10 protein-coding genes are annotated in these 17,361 nt (G+C 45.6%); 4 read left to right on the forward strand and 6 right to left on the reverse strand.

The features are described from left to right. The first annotated feature begins 56 nt into the window (after nucleotides 1-56). Genes CLV93_RS19150 through CLV93_RS19165 form a run of 4 tightly spaced genes read left to right on the forward strand, consistent with a single transcriptional unit; the run spans nucleotide 57 to nucleotide 6,855 of the window. Nucleotides 57-1,667: a GH35 family beta-galactosidase gene (locus CLV93_RS19150; RefSeq protein ID WP_246187292.1), complete on the forward strand. Its 1,611-nt coding sequence runs from the start codon at nucleotides 57-59 to the stop codon at nucleotides 1,665-1,667. A gap of 47 nt (nucleotides 1,668-1,714) precedes the next feature. Then, complete coding sequence (locus CLV93_RS19155; protein WP_106543843.1) at nucleotides 1,715-2,770, forward strand: endo-1,4-beta-xylanase; 1,056 nt, start codon at nucleotides 1,715-1,717, stop codon at nucleotides 2,768-2,770. A 31-nt stretch (nucleotides 2,771-2,801) separates the two neighbouring features. Next, complete coding sequence (locus tag CLV93_RS19160) at nucleotides 2,802-5,708, forward strand: glycosyl hydrolase 115 family protein (RefSeq protein WP_106543853.1); 2,907 nt, start codon at nucleotides 2,802-2,804, stop codon at nucleotides 5,706-5,708. 58 nt (nucleotides 5,709-5,766) lie between these two features. Then, nucleotides 5,767-6,855 (forward strand): glycoside hydrolase family 43 protein, encoded by a 1,089-nt coding sequence (locus CLV93_RS19165; RefSeq protein ID WP_246187261.1) that lies wholly within the window; start codon nucleotides 5,767-5,769, stop codon nucleotides 6,853-6,855. Nucleotides 6,856-6,939: 84 nt separating this feature from the next. On the opposite strand, the gene CLV93_RS19170 is transcribed toward CLV93_RS19165, so the two are convergent. From CLV93_RS19170 to CLV93_RS19205, 6 genes are all read right to left on the reverse strand, one after another. Beyond that, the gene (locus CLV93_RS19170; protein WP_106543855.1) at nucleotides 6,940-8,529 is read right to left on the reverse strand and encodes a GH39 family glycosyl hydrolase; all 1,590 of its coding nucleotides are present in this window, start codon (nucleotides 8,527-8,529) and stop codon (nucleotides 6,940-6,942) included. A 52-nt stretch (nucleotides 8,530-8,581) separates the two neighbouring features. Further along, a complete protein-coding gene (locus CLV93_RS19175; RefSeq protein ID WP_170109002.1) occupies nucleotides 8,582-10,321 on the reverse strand; it encodes a cellulase family glycosylhydrolase in 1,740 nt (579 codons plus the stop codon). Between the two features lie 173 nt (nucleotides 10,322-10,494). After that, nucleotides 10,495-11,649, reverse strand: coding sequence for a helix-turn-helix transcriptional regulator (locus tag CLV93_RS19180; RefSeq protein ID WP_106543845.1), 1,155 nt, complete (start codon nucleotides 11,647-11,649; stop codon nucleotides 10,495-10,497). Between the two features lie 290 nt (nucleotides 11,650-11,939). Next, nucleotides 11,940-12,956 carry a pirin family protein gene (locus tag CLV93_RS19185; RefSeq protein ID WP_106543846.1) on the reverse strand — a complete coding sequence of 339 codons (1,017 nt, stop codon included), beginning with the start codon at nucleotides 12,954-12,956 and terminating at the stop codon, nucleotides 11,940-11,942. A 466-nt stretch (nucleotides 12,957-13,422) separates the two neighbouring features. Then, on the reverse strand, nucleotides 13,423-13,824 hold the full coding sequence (locus tag CLV93_RS19190) for a BACON domain-containing protein (protein WP_106543847.1): 402 nt from the start codon (nucleotides 13,822-13,824) through the stop codon (nucleotides 13,423-13,425). 1,202 nt (nucleotides 13,825-15,026) lie between these two features. Further along, nucleotides 15,027-17,066, reverse strand: coding sequence for a DUF6242 domain-containing protein (locus tag CLV93_RS19205; RefSeq protein ID WP_106543850.1), 2,040 nt, complete (start codon nucleotides 17,064-17,066; stop codon nucleotides 15,027-15,029). Nucleotides 17,067-17,361: the final 295 nt, after the last annotated feature.

Here is a 17,361-nt window from a genome sequence, read left to right on the forward strand (position 1 = left end):
AGGACAGAGGTAGCTTTCAAGTTACTTCTGTCCTTTATTAAATGAAGAAATTTTTGATGAGATTACACGAGGCAACATTGCTGTTTACCCTGTTTGTACTTAGTCTGAACCTGAGTGCACAACCAGGCTATTTTCCACATCTGCAGAAGAATGGAAAAGTCACACAACTGATGGTTGATGGCAGGCCCTACCAGATGCTGGCCGGCGAGTTGGGCAATTCCTCTTCGTCCGATAGTGTTTATTTGACTGCCATCTGGCCGAAGCTGAAGGCTATGCACCTGAATACGGTTCTTGTTCCTGTTTACTGGGAATTGGTCGAACCGGAAGAAGGTCAGTTCAATTTTCAACTGATTGACCAGATGATTCGTCAATCACGCGAAAATAAAATCAAGCTGGTATTGCTTTGGTTTGGAAGCTGGAAAAACAGCATGTCTTGTTATGCACCCGCCTGGGTGAAGGAAGATTTTAAGCGCTTTCCGCGAATAAAAGACAAAAAGGGCCGTTCGGCCGAAATTCTGTCTCCTTTTTATAACGAAAACCTCGAAGCAGACAGAGAGGCCTATGTACAGCTGCTGAAGCATATCGCCCGGAGGGATAAAAGTCACCAGGTTATCATGGTTCAGGTAGAGAATGAAATTGGAATGTTACCCGGTGCCCGTGATTATTCCGATGCAGCTAATCAAAAATTTAATGAAGATGTTCCCCGAAAGCTAATTGATTACCTGGTTAGTCACCGGAATGAATTACAACCTCACTTGCTGAACCTTTGGTCTTCGCAAGGATTCAAAACAAAAGGAAACTGGGACCAGGTTTTTGGAAAGGGGCTCGCCACCGATGAGGTATTTATTGCCTGGTATCTGGCGTCGTATGCTAACCATATTGCCGCCGCCGGTCAGAAAGTGCTGCCCGTTCCACTGTATGTGAATTGCGCACTGAATCGTCCCGGACTGAATCCCGGACAGTATCCCAGTGGTGGCCCGTTACCTCATTTGATTGATGTGTGGAAAGCAGCAGCACCGGATCTCAATCTGCTTTCACCGGATATTTATCACGGTGATTTCAGAGAGTGGAGCCGGAAGTATGATTTGACAAATAATCCGCTTTTCATCCCGGAGATCAGGAGGGGAGCGGAAAACGGAACTCAGGCATTGTATGTTTTGGGAAAACATCATGCACTTGGTTTCAGTCCATTTTCCATCGAGTCGACAGACAACCCGGAAGACTATTCACTGACCCAAAGCTATCAGCTCATTTCCCAGGTTCAAAATATGCTCGATAAGCATCCGCAGACGGGTGTGTGGTTCGACTACAGTCACCAACGGGATACGCTGCACTTTGGAAATTATAAAATTATTGCATCGCATGATTTTACCCTTGGTTGGTCGCCTGATTCAAAATTGGATGACTGGCCTGCGTCAGGAGGAATCATTATTCAAACAACGGATAACGAGTTCTGGGTTATCGGGACCGGATTGGTGCTGACCTTTTTTAATGCAGAAAATCCGGTAATGAATGTTGGTCTTCTGGCAGTTGATGAAGCGGAAAAGAAGGGGGATAACTGGCATTTTCGGCGACTGAACGGGGACCAGACTCATCAAGGGCGGCACGTCCGCATTCCTTCCGGACAATGGATGATTCAACGGGTGAGCCTTTACGATTATCCTTGAGATAGTCACTTAAATATGCTATTCATAACAAAAAACACATTCAGAAAATGACTAAAAGTTTTCTCATTTCACTGCTAATAATCCTGGTCGTAGGGGAGACTTCCTGTGTAAGACAAGACACAGAAACCTTGCGGGAGTATGCCGGTAAACGGCACCGTAATATCGGGGTAGCTGTTCACAACAGCTTTTTCATGGATGGAACCAACGAGCAGTATTTAAAAATACTGAAAGAGGAGTTTAATACGGTGGTGGCTGAAAATGCAACGAAACCGTATATGATGGAACCTGAAAGAGGGACATTCGTGTTTTCCCGGGCTGATAAACTAGCCGGTTTTGCTGAGCAGAATGGAATGAAGATGCGTGGTCATTGTCTCGTATGGCATAAGCAGATACCGAAGTGGATGAACAACGATCAATTGTCGCAGGAAGAACTTCTATCCGTTTTGAAGGAATACATTACAACGGTGGTAGGACATTTGAAGGGGAAAGTATATGCATGGGATGTGGTGAATGAAGCCATTGATGAAAATGAACCGGATCATTATCGGAAATCCGTTTGGATGAAAGTTATCGGTCCCGGGTATATCGACTCTGCTTTTGTGTGGGCCCATCAGGCTGATCCCGATGCGCTTCTTTTTTACAATGATTATGGTGCAGAAGCCATGAATGCCAAATCGGACGCTGTATATGAGCTGGTAAAAGGCATGAAAGATAGGGGAATCCCTATTGACGGAGTTGGCTTACAATGTCATTTTCAGGTAGGGAAAATCGATTTTGACGGTTTGAAAAAGAATATGCAACGGCTGGAGGATTTGGGATTGCAAACACAAATTACTGAGCTGGATATCAGCATCGATACAGGGAAAGAAAACGCGCAAACTCTAAAACAGCAGGCTGATGCCTATGGCAAGTTAGCCCGGATTTGGCTCGAAGACCAAAATTGTACGGCCTTTATGATATGGGGCTTGTCGGATCAGTATTCCTGGATTCCCAGCTTCAGTAATAACAAACGGGGAACCCCATTGCTATGGGATGAGAATTTTAACAAGAAACCGGCATATTATCAAGTGCTCAATCAACTGAAGGAAGCTTCAGTCAACTAAAATATTGATAGTTATGTTCGAAAGCGGAAAAATGAGGAAATTATTGAGCAGGAGCCTTTGGGGGACTTTGCTCGGTGTGGGGTTGCTGTTGCAATCGTGTCAGTCGAAGGTTGCTCCGAAAGAGAATAATCAACCCACTCACAATTACATTAGCACAACTCAGGTCGATAACGGCTTTACGCTTGCGCGGGATGGCAAAACAGCTCCTATCGTTATCGGTAGCGATGATTATAAAGGTGTGAAGCTTATTGCGGGCTTTGTTCAGAACGACTTGCAAAAAGTAACGCAGACAAAGCCCATGCTGGTAGTCGGAGATATTCCAAAGGCGCGGGAGATTATTCTGGCGGGTACCGTTGGAAGGAGTTCGTTGATTCAACATCTTATCGAAAAACACAAAATCGATGTTTCCGATATAAAAGGCAAATGGGAGGCGACAGTCACCCAGGTTGTCGACAATCCTTTCCCGGGTGTTAAGAAGGCGTTGGTCATCGCCGGAAGCGACAAGCGGGGAACCATTTATGGTTTGTTCGACTTGTCACGGAACATTGGTGTATCGCCGTGGAATTGGTGGGCTGATGTACCGGTTCCGGTGCGTACAGCAGTTTACGTAAAGCAGGGGCGTTATTTGGTGGATTCGCCGAAAGTAAAATACCGGGGAATCTTTCTAAATGACGAAGAGCCTGCATTGGGACGTTGGGCGGTAGCCAATTATGGTGGCTTCAATCACAAGTTCTATGAAAAGGTATTTGAACTACTGCTGCGCCTGCGAGGCAACTACATGTGGCCGGCGATGTGGTGGGCCAGCTTCAATAGTGATGACCCGGAAAACCCGAAACTCGCTGACGAAATGGGAATCGTGATGGGAACCTCGCACCACGAGCCGATGATGCGGGCGCATGCCGAGTGGGCTCCCTACCGCAAAAAGGGCATTCCCTGGGATTATACCAAGAGTAAGGCAGTGCTGGATACCTTCTGGACCAAAGGCATTGAGCGGATGGACCATCACGAAAGTATTGTCACGGTTGGAATGCGTGGCGATGGCGATGAAGCAATGGGAGACAAAACCAATATCGCCCTGCTGGAGCGAATTGTAGCAGACCAGCGGAAAATCATAGAGAAAGTGACCGGCAAACCAGCCAAAGATACACCACAGCTGTGGGCGCTATATAAGGAAGTGCAGGCTTATTACGATCAGGGGATGCGCGTACCCGATGATGTGACTTTATTGTTGTGTGACGATAATTGGGGAAATATTCGCAAGCTTCCCAAACTGGATGCGAAGCCTCGTTCAGGTGGTTACGGTATTTACTACCACTTCGATTATGTAGGTGGACCGCGTAACTACAAATGGCTAAACACCAATCCGCTGCCTCGGGTGTGGGAGCAGATGCATCTGGCATATAAACACGGTGTCGACCGCATTTGGCTGGTGAACGTGGGCGATCTCAAACCAATAGAACTGCCCATTTCGTTTTTCCTGGATTACGCCTGGAACCCGGATGCCATGCCGAAAGAGAAGTTGCCGGAATATACGACCCAATGGGCTGCTCAGCAATTCGGCACCGAACATGCCAAAGAGATTGGCCGAATGCTTCAGTTGTACGCCAAATATAACGGACGCCGGAAACCGGAATTACTATCTCCCGAAACCTACAGTCTGAACCATTACCAGGAGTATGAACGGGTGGTGAATGAATATAGTCAGCTGGCACGGGAAGCAGAGGAGTTGGGCCATAAAATGCCTCCAAAATATAAGGATGCCTATTATGAATTGGTGGAACACCCGATTACAGCATGTGCCAATTTAAATGCCATGTATTACGCTGCCGCGAAAAACCACCAGGCTTTTGGGCGGGGGAGTGCTATGACCAACGACTGGGGCGATTCCGTCAAGGCGCGTTTTGAGGAGGATTCATTGATAACGGTTTACTATCATACCAAGCTGGCCGACGGTAAGTGGAATCATATGATGGCTCAGACGCACATCGGCTACACTTACTGGCAGGAGCCGAAATATAACCGTATGCCGAAACTGGATGACCTTACGCTTCCCGAAAAGGCACAAATGGGAGTCGCGATACAAGGGGCAGACACATTCCTGACGGAAGGAACTTTTGCCGCCGAACTTCCGGAGATGGATAATTTCAACCGGAAACCGGTTTACATTGATGTGTTTAACCGTGGGAAAGAGCCATTCAAGTACAAGATTACTACAGCACAACCCTGGCTGAAAGTAGAGGCGGAAAGCGGAACTGTTCAACAGAACCAGCGGATCTGGCTGTCGGCCGACTGGAATAAAGTCCCGGAAGGTAAACACACGGTAGCGGTAGAAATACAGCAGGAAGGAGGCAAAACAATTACAGTGAATGCAGTCGTCGAGCATCTGACTCAACCCAACCCAACGACCTTTAACGGATTTATTGAAAGTAATGGCTATGTCTCAATGGAAGCCGCACATTGTACGCGGAATATTCCGGCCAACAGAATCCAATGGGAAGAGATTCCCGGTTTAGGACGGACGCTTTCAGCGATGTCTCCTTTCCCGGTAACGGCAAATAAACAAACACCCGGCTCGGATGGTCCGCATATGGAATACGACATGTACCTGTATCAATCGGGCACAGCGAAAGTGAACCTGTATCTTTCGCCTACGCTGAATTTTTATAATGATAACGGACTGCAGTTGGCCGTTTCATTTGACGACCAAAAGCCGGTTGTCATTAACATGAACAAGGATGAAAATTACCGGAACTGGGCCAGCTGGGTTAGCAACGAGATCAACATACAGCAAGTCAGTTTACCGGTTGAGCGACCTGGTAAGCATACGCTGAAAGTCTGGATGATTGATCCGGCAGTAGTACTTCAGAAAATTGTTGTGGATGCCGGTGGAGAAAAAACATCTTATCTTGGCCCACCGGAAAGTGCCAGATTAGAATAAGAAAAACAGATATAGCCAAAAACCAATAAACAATACACCAGATTAAATAATTAGCAAGATGAAAAAATACGTATTACGGGGAATGACGTTTGCGGTTGTTGCAACATCACTTGTTTTGATGGCATTCAGCAACGGGCGTAAGTCAGAGCAATCTGACAAGAAAGTAAGTGAGGGCGGAACAAGGTATTTGGTCAAGGATATTTATATTGCTGACCCGTCGGCTCATGTTTTTAACGGAAAACTCTATATCTATCCTTCGCATGATATCGATGCAGGCATTCCGCAAGATGACAACGGCGATCATTTCGCTATGCGTGATTACCACGTGTTCTCGATGGATAACATTGACGGAAAGGTAACCGATCACGGAGTCGTTCTTGATGAGGACAGTGTTCCGTGGGTGGGACGTCATATGTGGGCTCCCGACGCAGCAGAAAAAGACGGAAAATACTATCTCTATTTTCCTGCCAAAGATAAGACCGACATTTTCCGGATAGGTGTTGCAGTCAGTGACAAACCGGGAGGTCCGTTTAAAGCGGAGGCGAATCCCATCCGGGGTAGTTTCAGCATCGACCCGGCAGTTTTTAAAGATGATGACGGAAAATACTACATGTACTTTGGCGGTATCTGGGGTGGACAGCTGCAGCGTTACCGCAACGGAAAGGCGATTGAGTGTGGCAAGGAGCCTGCTGATAATGAGCCGGAATTAGGTCCCCAGGTGGCTCGCATGAGCGACAATATGTTGCAGTTTGCCGAAGCGCCGAGAACGATCCAGATTTTGGATAAGAACGGAAAACCACTGTTGGCAGGCGATCATAACCGCCGTTTCTTTGAAGCTTCCTGGATGCACAAATACCACGGAAAATATTATTTCTCGTACTCAACGGGCGATACACACAAATTGTGTTACGCCATTGGCGATAGCCCTTACGGTCCGTTTACTTACCAGGGCGTGATTCTCACACCGGTAGTGGGATGGACAACCCACCATTCGATTGTGAAGTTCCAGGGAAAATGGTATCTGTTCTATCATGATGCCAAACCTTCCGGTGGAAAAACCTGGTTGCGAAGTGTCAAAGTGACCGAGTTGAAATACAATAAAGATGGTTCCATTCAAACCATTGACGGTGGAGGAGCATCGGAATAGTCGTTTTTCATAGGTTAAATAAAAAAGAGATACTCAGAAGGACCGAGTATCTCTTTTTCTTTTTTAGAAAGTATTTCGTTTCAATCAGAGTTTGACCAGTTTCACCAAATACACGTCATTTTCCCTTAACGGGAATTCCTTGCTGAATTTGCCTGTAGCATCTACCTGAATCAGGTCCTCAGCAACCGGGGCACCACTGTTCTTTTCCTTAATGAAGGCGACCTCCTGTCGGGTGAGTTGTTTCGGTCTTCCCAATTGGAAATAGGTTGTGTAAGGATCGTTGATCTCGTAGCCAATCCGGTAAACTTCCATTTGATATTTTCCGGCAGGCACTCCGCTAAGTTCCACGTTCACCTTTCCTTTCGGTTTGGCCGGCAAATTCTTGATGTAATACGCCTGATTATTGACTGAATCGGGCAGGGTGTAGGTGAAGTCCCAAAACAGCAACTGCATATCTCCGTCGGCATCTTTGCAGGCCCACGAAGCGCTGTCAGCATCCTGGAGTTCCGTCTTTCCCATCTTATTTAAGTAAGAATAAGCGAAGAAAGCCGGCTTTTTGATTCCCTGATAATTCATCAATCCAAAGCCGCCATGAAACGGAGTAAACCGTGGACCGGCTTCCTCGAAGATGTCGGTAAAGGTCCAGTACGACATGGAATTGGCCGCATTGCCCACCTGTTTTAATTTTTCAAGAATGTAAGCCGCTTCGTGGTAACTGTCGTGAATCGGGTCATGTGGCGTATAGGAGGCACTCCATTCGGTATAGTGCAACTCTAGGTTGGGCATCGATGATTCGGATATCTGCTTGCGCGAATGGATGACATCGCCGCTTACGGCCCATTCATCCTTGTTCAGCACGGTTCCGGTAGTTCCGTATTCATCCAGAAAGCCCTGTTTTACGCCATAAGTGTGGGTACTGATGAAATCGATCGGAATATGGTTCTTTTCGCAAAAATTGATCATCTCAGGAACCCAGGCCGCACCGGCTGTGGCAGGTCCTCCCACGCGGTAATCTTTGTCGATGCCTTTGATGGCTTCGGCGGTATACTTGTAGAGTTTGAAATACTGCTGTTGCGTCCCGGCCCAAAAGCCAGATAGGTTCGGCTCGTTCCATACTTCAAAGTACCATGTTTTCACTTCATCGGCGCCATAGCGTTGCGTGAAATGCTGTACGAGGTGGCGAATCAAATCAGCCCATTGGTCGTAATCCCGGGGAGGCGTCACATTGCCCCGCCACCAGAAAATGGTTTTATCACCACTGGCAAGGGCATTGGGCATGAATCCCAATTCGACAAATGGTTTCATCCCGATGCTCAAAATATAATCATATAGCGCGTCGATGTACTGAAAATTGTACTCCACCTGACCTTTCCGGTTGATCTTACAAACGCCCATATCGTCGGTTAACAGGCCATGCATGCGGATGTATTGAAAACCGCAATCCTTGTGCGCAACGGCCAGCTGCTGCTGCCAGTCGGCACGCAAACCTTCGTTGGCACGACCGGCACCCACACATTCCCGGAACATGTGATTGAAATCGCCCTTCACCTGGTTGTAATCAACGCTAATGGTCCTGACCTTCTCAGCCGCTTTCCGCGAGTGATTGCGGGCCATCGACGGACTAACCAACATCATACTTCCCAGCAGGGCAAACAAAAACAGAGTTTTCTTCATGATATGAATAATGATAGGTTTGAAATCTGTGTTCATTTCATAACGGACATCGTTATTGAGCAGCATTGGCACCCTGAACCATAGCGTCCAATGCCTGCTGATCGAACACGGTATCGTCATTCCGGTTAAAAATAGCACAATTGTTATTGTCCATCGAACCATTATCCCAATAAAATGGCAAGATTCCGTCTTCTTTTGCCTTTTGTGTCACATACTTCAGGAAATAAGCTCTTGAAGCCAAATGCAATGTCAAGGCATCGCCGGTCAAATCCGAACGGCGCACCGCGCTGAACTCGCCCAGGACTACCGGAATACCCTTGTCGACAAACTGCTGTTTCATGAGACCAAAGAAGTCATTTACCGTTGGTTCTTCGCCCCAGGTTGCATTGCGTTCGGTATCAGTGGTGGAGTGATAGCCGTTGCCCCAGTAATAGAACATTTTGCCCCAGTCGGCGTCCTCGGTCATTCCACAGAAATTCCAGGGAGTATAGTAATGAATTTCAACCATCAACCGATCAGCGACCTCGTCTGTTGGCAGACTTGTCATCAGTTGGTTGGTCTTTTCGATGTCAGTCGACGGTCCCTGGATAACCAGTACCCGGTAGCTGTTTTTTCCTCCGGTTGAACGCACCGCGTTGATGAAGGTCTGGTGATACGATTCCAGCACCGCCATCTGTGTGGCATTGTCGACGTTGGGTTCGTTGGCGCTGGCAAAGAGCAGGTGTTCGTCGAAATCACGCATCGTCGTGGCTATCTGTTCCCAGAACGCCTTCTGCCTGGCATTCACCTCTTCCTCTTTATCCTGCGTGCAGTTGTTTTCCAGCCAGCCGCCGTCCCAGTGAATATTCAGGATAACATACATATCATCGTCAATGCAGTATTGAACGACCTCTTTGACCCGTTGCAGCCAATCAGCCTGTATTTCAGCCGTAGCAGCATTGGCATATTGATTCCAGGAACAAGGAATCCGAATGGCGTTGAATCCGCTTTGTTTCACCAAATCAATTAACGCTTTGGTCGTTTTCGGATTTCCCCAGGCCGTTTCACCTCCCGTGGCTTCCAGCGAATTTCCGAGGTTCCAGCCCAGATTGATTTTTGCAGCCAGTTCAGCGGCGGTACTGGTCATTCCGGTTTCATCGGGTGCCTGTGGTGAGGTATTGTAGCTGGGGTAAATCTCACCTTTTTGTGTAACGGTAATTTCTACCGTCGGAGCATTTTCGGCCGTTAGGGTAAGGGTCGCGGTTCGCGCATCGGTTCCGGTATTTTCGGGAGCCGTCATATTGACGCTGGTCGAGCCTTGTCCGCCGGCTGTTTTACTTAGTTGTAACCAATCGGCATCAGTGCTCATGGCCCATTCCCGGGCATCGGTTGTAACAGTCAGCGTGGCCGAGTCACCCGAGCGTTTCAAACTGAAGCTGTTTTCACTGGTCGAAAGATTGTAGAGATAATCTGACGAAGCCTGCGACACCATCACCTGAACCGGGTTAGCATCACCGGCCATAATGGTGAGGGTGTCGGTGCGGGCAGTCAACGTTTTGGTTTCTATTTTCAACGAGATTTGGGCATTCTTCTCGGTTCCGCTGGTGTTCGATACAACGAGCCAGTCGGACGCCGGATTGCTGATGTTCCATGAGTCAGCATCGGTCTGGAGCGCCAGCAAAGCGCTGCCACCATCTTTCGGGAAACTAACCTGTGAAGGATTAATCGAGAGGGTGTTAGGATTGTCTTTTTTCTGACAAGCAAGCAGTGTGAGCAAACTCAGCATGAGAATGCCGGTCAACCTGGTTTTCATTATCAAATTCATTTGTGTTGGATTAATGTTTTATTGGCTTATTGAAGAGATTCAGCCATGACAATTTGTGCCGTTATCATGCCGCAACCGATTCCCTTCTACACAATATTAGGAGGATGCTTTTTCTTTCTTTTGACAAAAAATGGAAATCTTTTTGCAAAAAGTGCAACGCGCTAGCGCACACTTTCGCGGTACTGAGAAGGGCTTAATTCTGTTAGATTTTTGAAAACGCGGTTGAAATGGCTTTGGTTGCCGAATCCTACCTTGAAAGCAATCTCGCCAATGGGTAAATCGGTTTCGCGGAGTAGCCTTTTGGACTCGTTAATCCGGATACGGTTGATGTAAGTTTTGAAGTTGCAATCGTAGGTTTCCTGTATGAAATGGGCGATTCGGCGCGGTGTGACGCCGGTCTGCTCAGACACTTGTTCGAGGGAAAGCTCGTGCTCCTGAAAGTTCCGGTTGATGTAGGCGATAAAGTCTTCGCCCGGTTGTTTCTCTTCTTCCACTTCCACGGAACGGTAGGAGATAGTAATGGAAACCTGCTTTCGTTTCAACCAGGCGCGGAGGTGATAAATGATAACTAAAAGGATGAAGAATGTTAACCATGCAATGATTAGCATGATGCCTAGCCGGCTATTATCCCGAACAATGGATATGGAGTAAATGTGCAACGAGCAGGTGGTATTCAACAGGGGTGCGTAAGCATTTCCCATGTTGAAGTTGTGAACGTGTTTCAGGTCGGGGCGGGTTTTCTCCTGTGGGGAAATATGATTCACGCTGCGCCACCAATCGGGCACATTCATCTGGTTGACATCAATGGTATATTGTTTCTTCTCCGGCGAAATCTCCACCAGGGTATAGAAATTCAAATCGTTGCTGTTGCCTTTTTGGCGGAAGTAGGGGTTACGGGTAAACAACGAAAAATTGATGTTTTTGATGCCCTGTGCAGCTACAGTCAATCGGATTTCGTTGTAGTGGGTCAGATTGATAACACTGTCCCGGGTGGGGCCGATACTTATTCCGACGTACGGGCTCAGAAATCCTTTCTTTAACTGGAAATCGAGAGCGATAGCTGAATCGGAGACGCTGTGTTGCACAATTTCCGAATGGCCCCCGTTGGCACTATCGTCGTAAAAGCCAACAGCAAAATTGTGCTGCGAAGGAAACACCCGGATGTCGCGAAAGCTGAGGAAATAGCCATAAATGCCGAGAAGCACAAGCGTAGCGGCAATAAGGCTCCAACGGTTGAATTGGTTACGGAAAAAACCACTTAGAGACATGAATGCAAACGTACGGTCTTTTCGGGTATGTAGGTTCTTGTCGTTCATTCCAAAGCTGAAATGTTTTGCGTAGGTAAAGATGCATTAAGTTCATCAACTGTGGAAACAATGATAGTATATTTGTATCGGAAAGATAGAAATTGCAACGGCAGCACCGCGGTAAAACAGGCAGTATGATTTAAGTCGGCGGCTCCTGTGTTGTTCTTATGAGCATTGATTTCACAGCATGTTCTTGTAGCTTTCAGTACTCTCTGGTGGAAAAAGAACGCTATTTCACGAAGTTGTCCGCAAAGCCGTATTCTCCGGGCAGTAACCTTTGCAACGGTGTTCGCAGTATATTACCGTTCCTCTTTCGTGCCGTCCGAATAGATGGCAAACCGTTTCGCATCGGCGCCGTGGGTGACTTCATCCTGCGGCCAGGGCCAGCCCCCAAATTGTGTTTGCCGGTACTCCGAAAAAGCCTCATCAATCTCTTGTTTGGAATTCATCACAAACGGTCCGTACTGAACCACCGGTTCACGCATGGGCCGTCCCTGCAAAATCAAGGCAGAGCAGGCTTCCTCACCGGCCATCATGTTGATCTGCTGGTCTGCTTGTAAATCGGCCGAATGGTATGCCGGCAGGTTTGTATCGTTCAATTGAAGCTGGTCACCTTTATAAAAATACAGTCGTCTGTTAACCCCGGGTGAAGCGGCAGGCAACTCAAACGCTGCGTTGGGTTCCATGTGTATCACCCAAATGGCCACCTCGTTTTCGTCTTTTGCCGCCCACGAATCTGGTGGAGGAACGGGAGCCGCCAGGGTGTCTATTTGACCGGCAATCAATTCAATTTTTGTTTTCCTGTTTTGCGCATCAGTCGTTTCGTAGCGAGGAATATTCTCGTTCCAGAACATCTTATAGTGCGGTTCGACCATTTTGCTGGTACGCGGCAAATTCAACCAAATCTGGAAAAGTTCCATCGGATTATCTGTATCCTGGTTCACCAACGGAAACATTTCAGAGTGCTGTAAACCTTTACCAGCCGTCATCCATTGCACATCGCCGTTACCGTAGCGGCCGGCTGCACCCATCGAATCGCTGTGATCGACCCAACCTTTGCGAACTACCGTTACCGTTTCGAAACCACGATGTGGATGCGGCGGGAAACCCGGAACGGTCTGCCCGTGATACATGCGCCAGCCATCTTTCACATGGAAATCCTGGCCGATATTTCTTCCCGCCAATTCCTTTTTGTCGGGACCCAGGTTGGCATTTCCTTTCGGGAAAAAATCTTCGTGATGCACGCAAAACAAGAATGGGTCAAGGGCTTCCCACTGAAATCCCAACGGTTTGATATGACTTACGATTTCGCTCATGGTTCTTTCGGTATTGAATATGCTTACGTTGGAACAATGAACACAGGGGAAGGTTTATCGATGAAGGCCCGAATCTCCGCGTTGCACCCGGTGGGTGACTCAATCCTTTCTGAGAAACGGTAGGATATGCCCGCAGTTTGAACAAACAAAATTGATGACTGTCTTGTCCCAGGACTGTAACCGGAAAATCGTAAACCAGGTTCGATTTAGTATTGTTTTGCGAGTTTCGAACGTTTCATTTTCGCAGATTGGACATTTTAGTTTATTTCCAACAACTTCGTATTGCTTTGCTTTTGCCATGAGGTTTAGTTTTAGAATGATTGTTTACGTTAGTGCAAGGTGGCTACTTTGTTTTGACTAGTCAAACCGATCCCAGTAGTCATCGGGACCGCCTGCCATATTACAATATATTATGGACTGGGCTTTTTTCTCATTTCAAAAAATATTTATCTTTCCTGGCAGAGAATCATTTTGGTTTTTGAGTAATTGTCACCCTGTCAAAATAGTCTCCTGCTTCAAGTCCAACTGTGATAATCCTTTTGACGTTATTAGGATTCGCTGCAACTTTGATAAATAATGTATTCTTATCACGGCGTTCAACGGTAAAACAATCCTCCTTAATTGTGTAATTATCGGATTGCATATCAACACTTGTAAAACCATAATACCACGTACTATCAACCGAAACATCAGAAATCCACCACCAATCACCGCCGGTTTTTATTGTTACAGAATCTCCAGAAGCATTAAATTCAGCGCTTTTAGTTGAAAGATGAATATTATCCTCCCAGATGCCCTTGGGTTTTGTACAGGCAAAAAGAGTAATTATCAAAATTGTCATTAAACTTAAAATCTTTGCTTTTGCCATGACATCTAGTTTTAGAATGAGGTTACGTTAGTCGGAGGTGGCGACAAGTTTTTTAGTTTGTCAAACTGAAACGGTTCTATTCCTCCATATGACAATTGGTTTGCGGCTGGCGTTTAGGTTTTATTTCATCGAAATGATTTAATTATCAAAAATATTCCTAATCCAATAAATAGTACTGAGCCTATTAATGAACGCCAATGATTTGTGTCCAGACTATCACCAGGTAACAAGTCAATTATTTTTCTTTTGTACAAAAAGCTAAAACACTTTCTGCCCCAAAATATGTTCATTATTCCTAAAACTATCATGACAGAACCAACTATTAACTCATAAATATTTTTATTCATTTTTGCTCATTCAGAATTTCAAGCGTAACGGCCACTCATATGTGTTCGGGCGGTCCTGGCACTTCGGGACCCGACCTTCCGATATGACGGGTTGTTAGGCGCTGGTTTTTTGTCTATTACTTTCAATCAATAATATTGAGAAGATTACGATTCCAAGTAGAGGAAAGAAGAATGCAGCAATGCAAGTCAAAACAACATTTTTTAGATTCTCTGTTTTGAAATCAATTACTAGCAAAATAATCACAGTCAATCTAATTGCATAGTCAACAAATGTAGGAATTGATTCGATTATAGAATCCGGGCCATTATATTCAAAAATCAAGTGTCTAAAATAAAACCAAGGCATTCCAAATAGTGATGATACAATCATTAAGATGACGTACTTATTTATCTTTTTAATAAAATCTTTCATCGTTCGTTAGTGATTAAAGTTAATTTGTTTTGAGCGGCAAATATTAAAAAGAAAAGAACCCCAGTGAAGCTTGAAAAGAAAGTCACAACTAATATTGGAATTGACTCAATCTTTTGTCTTTTAAATTCAGATGATATCAATACAATGAATACAATGTTCATTAAATATTCAATTAGCCGTTCTATGTAGTCGGATGAAAAGGTTGTTGTACTTCCATCAATATTATGCTTTGTAAGGATATCGGGCCATATTGCCATTATCGTAGCAGTCAATAATCTCGCTAAAATAAAAGCGGAAATTAAAAGTATAGAATACTTTTTAATCAATTGTTTCATTTTGTTTAGTTAATTTCTTTTTAGCCTAAGCACAATGGTCCCTCGTATATGGCCGGGCGGCGCTGAAGTCTCAGAGTCCCGCCCGAGCATATACCGGTTGCTACTCAGTTATTGTTTTATAAACTTTCCGGTTCTTGTTCCGGTTTTATCGACAATTTTAATGGCATAAAGTCCGCGAGGTAAGCTGCTAATATCAACCTGGTTGCTGGTTAATATTTTATTGATGAACAGTTTCCCTTTGATGTTGTATATCGAAATTTCAGCGGTTGGCTTAATATCTCTAAGGAATAGAGTTTCTTTAGCCGGATTTGGAAAAACTGAAATTTCTGACTTTTTAATTTCTCGTACACCGGTTATTCCAACGTCGTTTGTCCAGACGCTTGCGTCTGAAGTACCTGCATAAACATAATTTGAACCTGGCATTAAAGAGCTTACTCTTTTACACAACAGGCCTGAGTTTACTGCTATCCAGCTACTACCATCATCCGTTGACACAAACACACCGCCGTTGTATGTTCCGGCAAAAATTCCATTTTCATTAACGGCTAATGACATGATTTGCATATCGGACAGGCCGTTATTGACAGCAGTCCAACTACTACCATTGTTTGATGATAGGTAAACTCCACCACCAAAAGTTCCTGCGAAAACGTTATCTCCACTTACAACAATGGCATCTACCCATGTATCGCCTGGTAAGCCACTGGATGCGTCGACCCAACTGTCGCAGTTGTCGGTTGATAGTAAGACACCATCTGAGGTTCCAATAAAAGTACAGGTGTCACGGGTAGCAATTGCCATCACATATCCTTTTGACAATTCGTTATTTTTTTCCACCCAATTACTACCACTATCCGTCGATAAGAAAACTCCACCGTTCGTTCCCGCTAAAATACTGTCTCCTTTCACTGTCAGGGCACGGATATCTGTACTAGTTAAGCCATTGTTTGCTTCTGTCCAGCTTGCACCATTATCCGCCGACAGGAAAATACCTTTGTTTTGTGTCCCGGCAAAAATATTACCTCCACTAACCGCTAGTGGGATAACAGCAGTACTTAATAGGCCATTGTTCACAAGCGTCCAGCTGTTCCCCTGGTCTGTTGAAGTGTAAACTCCACCATAACCTCCGGCAAAGATTCTGTCACCGGAATGGACGATGGAGCTAATTGCCATGCCCGTGATACCATTGTTGGCATCGGTCCAGTTGGTTCCATTGTTGGTTGACAAGAAGACACCCCCATCCCATGTTCCGGTGAAAATATTGTTGCCAGATATGACAAAAGCTCCAATATACTTAGCTGGTATTCCATCACTGACTGCCGCCCAGGTGTCACCATTATCGGGAGAGAAATAAACACCACTGCCAATTGTTCCGGCAAAAATATTGCTTCCGTTTACAGCAACAGCGTTCGTCGATGTCAAAAAATTTGAAGTTTTCGCCCACGTGTCCCCATGATCGGTCGATACATAAATGCCATCTCCTGTAGCAGCGAAAATTCCGTTATCATTTGCAGCCATCGAGCTAACATTTAAGCTGTTCCCCGATAAGCCGTTATTTACTTCTGTCCAGCTTCCACCATTATCAGCCGACCTGTAAATGCCTCCATTGATACCTCCTCCTGCGACGGAGGCATATAAGATTCCCCCACTTAATAGCAATGATTGAACATACAGGGAATTGTCAGGGATTCCGCTGTTGACCGAAGTCCAGGTACTACCATCGTTCGAAGAAAAATAAACACCATCATTCGTTCCGGCAAATACATTACCCCGAAATACAACGATACTACTAACAAATTTGCCATAGGTGGTCAGGCCAGTATTAATTGCGGTCCAGCTATTGCCATCGTCAGTTGAAATGAATATACCATTACCATAGGTGCCGGCGAAAATCTTACTGTTATCTGCGGCAAGTGCATATACGGTATTGAATTCAATGCCATTGTTTATCATGGTCCAACTGGCTCCATTGTCGGTTGATTTGTAAACCCCTCCATGGTTAAGGCCGGCAAACAGGTGGTTCGTGGTGGTATCAACTGCGAGTGCCCGTATGTCACCACCATAAGGGCCATTGGATTGTTGCCACTGTGCTATCAAATTGCCTGAGAAGGCAAATGTGCAAAGAATGATCGCAAGTACTTTTTTCATGAGATTGAATGTTAGACTGTTTTATCTGTGATTAAATAATTTGATCTGTGTCAATTTGTTGGTTTATTGTTGAAATAATAGTTAACGGTCACTTGTATGTGGTCGGGCGGGATTTCGAAGAGAAATCCTGTCAGACCCGCAGGAGAGTGGCAACACTGGTTTGACTTGTCAAACCGAGAGGGCACCCGCCTGCCATATGACAATTCCTAAGTTTACATTTTCTTATCTTTTTAAAATTAACAGAAAGAACGAAAGAGTGGAATAAGGTTGAGATGCAATTTAGGCCACCAGAGCC

Source organism: Prolixibacter denitrificans (assembly GCF_003014495.1).
GTDB classification, from domain to species: domain Bacteria; phylum Bacteroidota; class Bacteroidia; order Bacteroidales; family Prolixibacteraceae; genus Prolixibacter; species Prolixibacter denitrificans.

What these genes read in the sequence shown, in the direction of transcription:
- CLV93_RS19150 (WP_246187292.1), top strand. Translation starts at nt 57, where the DNA reads ATGAGATTACACGAGGCAACATTGCTGTTTACCCTGTTTGTACTTAGT.
- CLV93_RS19155 (WP_106543843.1), top strand. Translation starts at nt 1,715, where the DNA reads ATGACTAAAAGTTTTCTCATTTCACTGCTAATAATCCTGGTCGTAGGG.
- CLV93_RS19160 (WP_106543853.1), top strand. Translation starts at nt 2,802, where the DNA reads ATGAGGAAATTATTGAGCAGGAGCCTTTGGGGGACTTTGCTCGGTGTG.
- CLV93_RS19165 (WP_246187261.1), top strand. Translation starts at nt 5,767, where the DNA reads ATGAAAAAATACGTATTACGGGGAATGACGTTTGCGGTTGTTGCAACA.
- CLV93_RS19170 (WP_106543855.1), bottom strand. Translation starts at nt 8,529, where the DNA reads ATGAAGAAAACTCTGTTTTTGTTTGCCCTGCTGGGAAGTATGATGTTG.
- CLV93_RS19175 (WP_170109002.1), bottom strand. Translation starts at nt 10,321, where the DNA reads ATGAAAACCAGGTTGACCGGCATTCTCATGCTGAGTTTGCTCACACTG.
- CLV93_RS19180 (WP_106543845.1), bottom strand. Translation starts at nt 11,649, where the DNA reads ATGAACGACAAGAACCTACATACCCGAAAAGACCGTACGTTTGCATTC.
- CLV93_RS19185 (WP_106543846.1), bottom strand. Translation starts at nt 12,956, where the DNA reads ATGAGCGAAATCGTAAGTCATATCAAACCGTTGGGATTTCAGTGGGAA.
- CLV93_RS19190 (WP_106543847.1), bottom strand. Translation starts at nt 13,824, where the DNA reads ATGGCAAAAGCAAAGATTTTAAGTTTAATGACAATTTTGATAATTACT.
- CLV93_RS19205 (WP_106543850.1), bottom strand. Translation starts at nt 17,066, where the DNA reads ATGAAAAAAGTACTTGCGATCATTCTTTGCACATTTGCCTTCTCAGGC.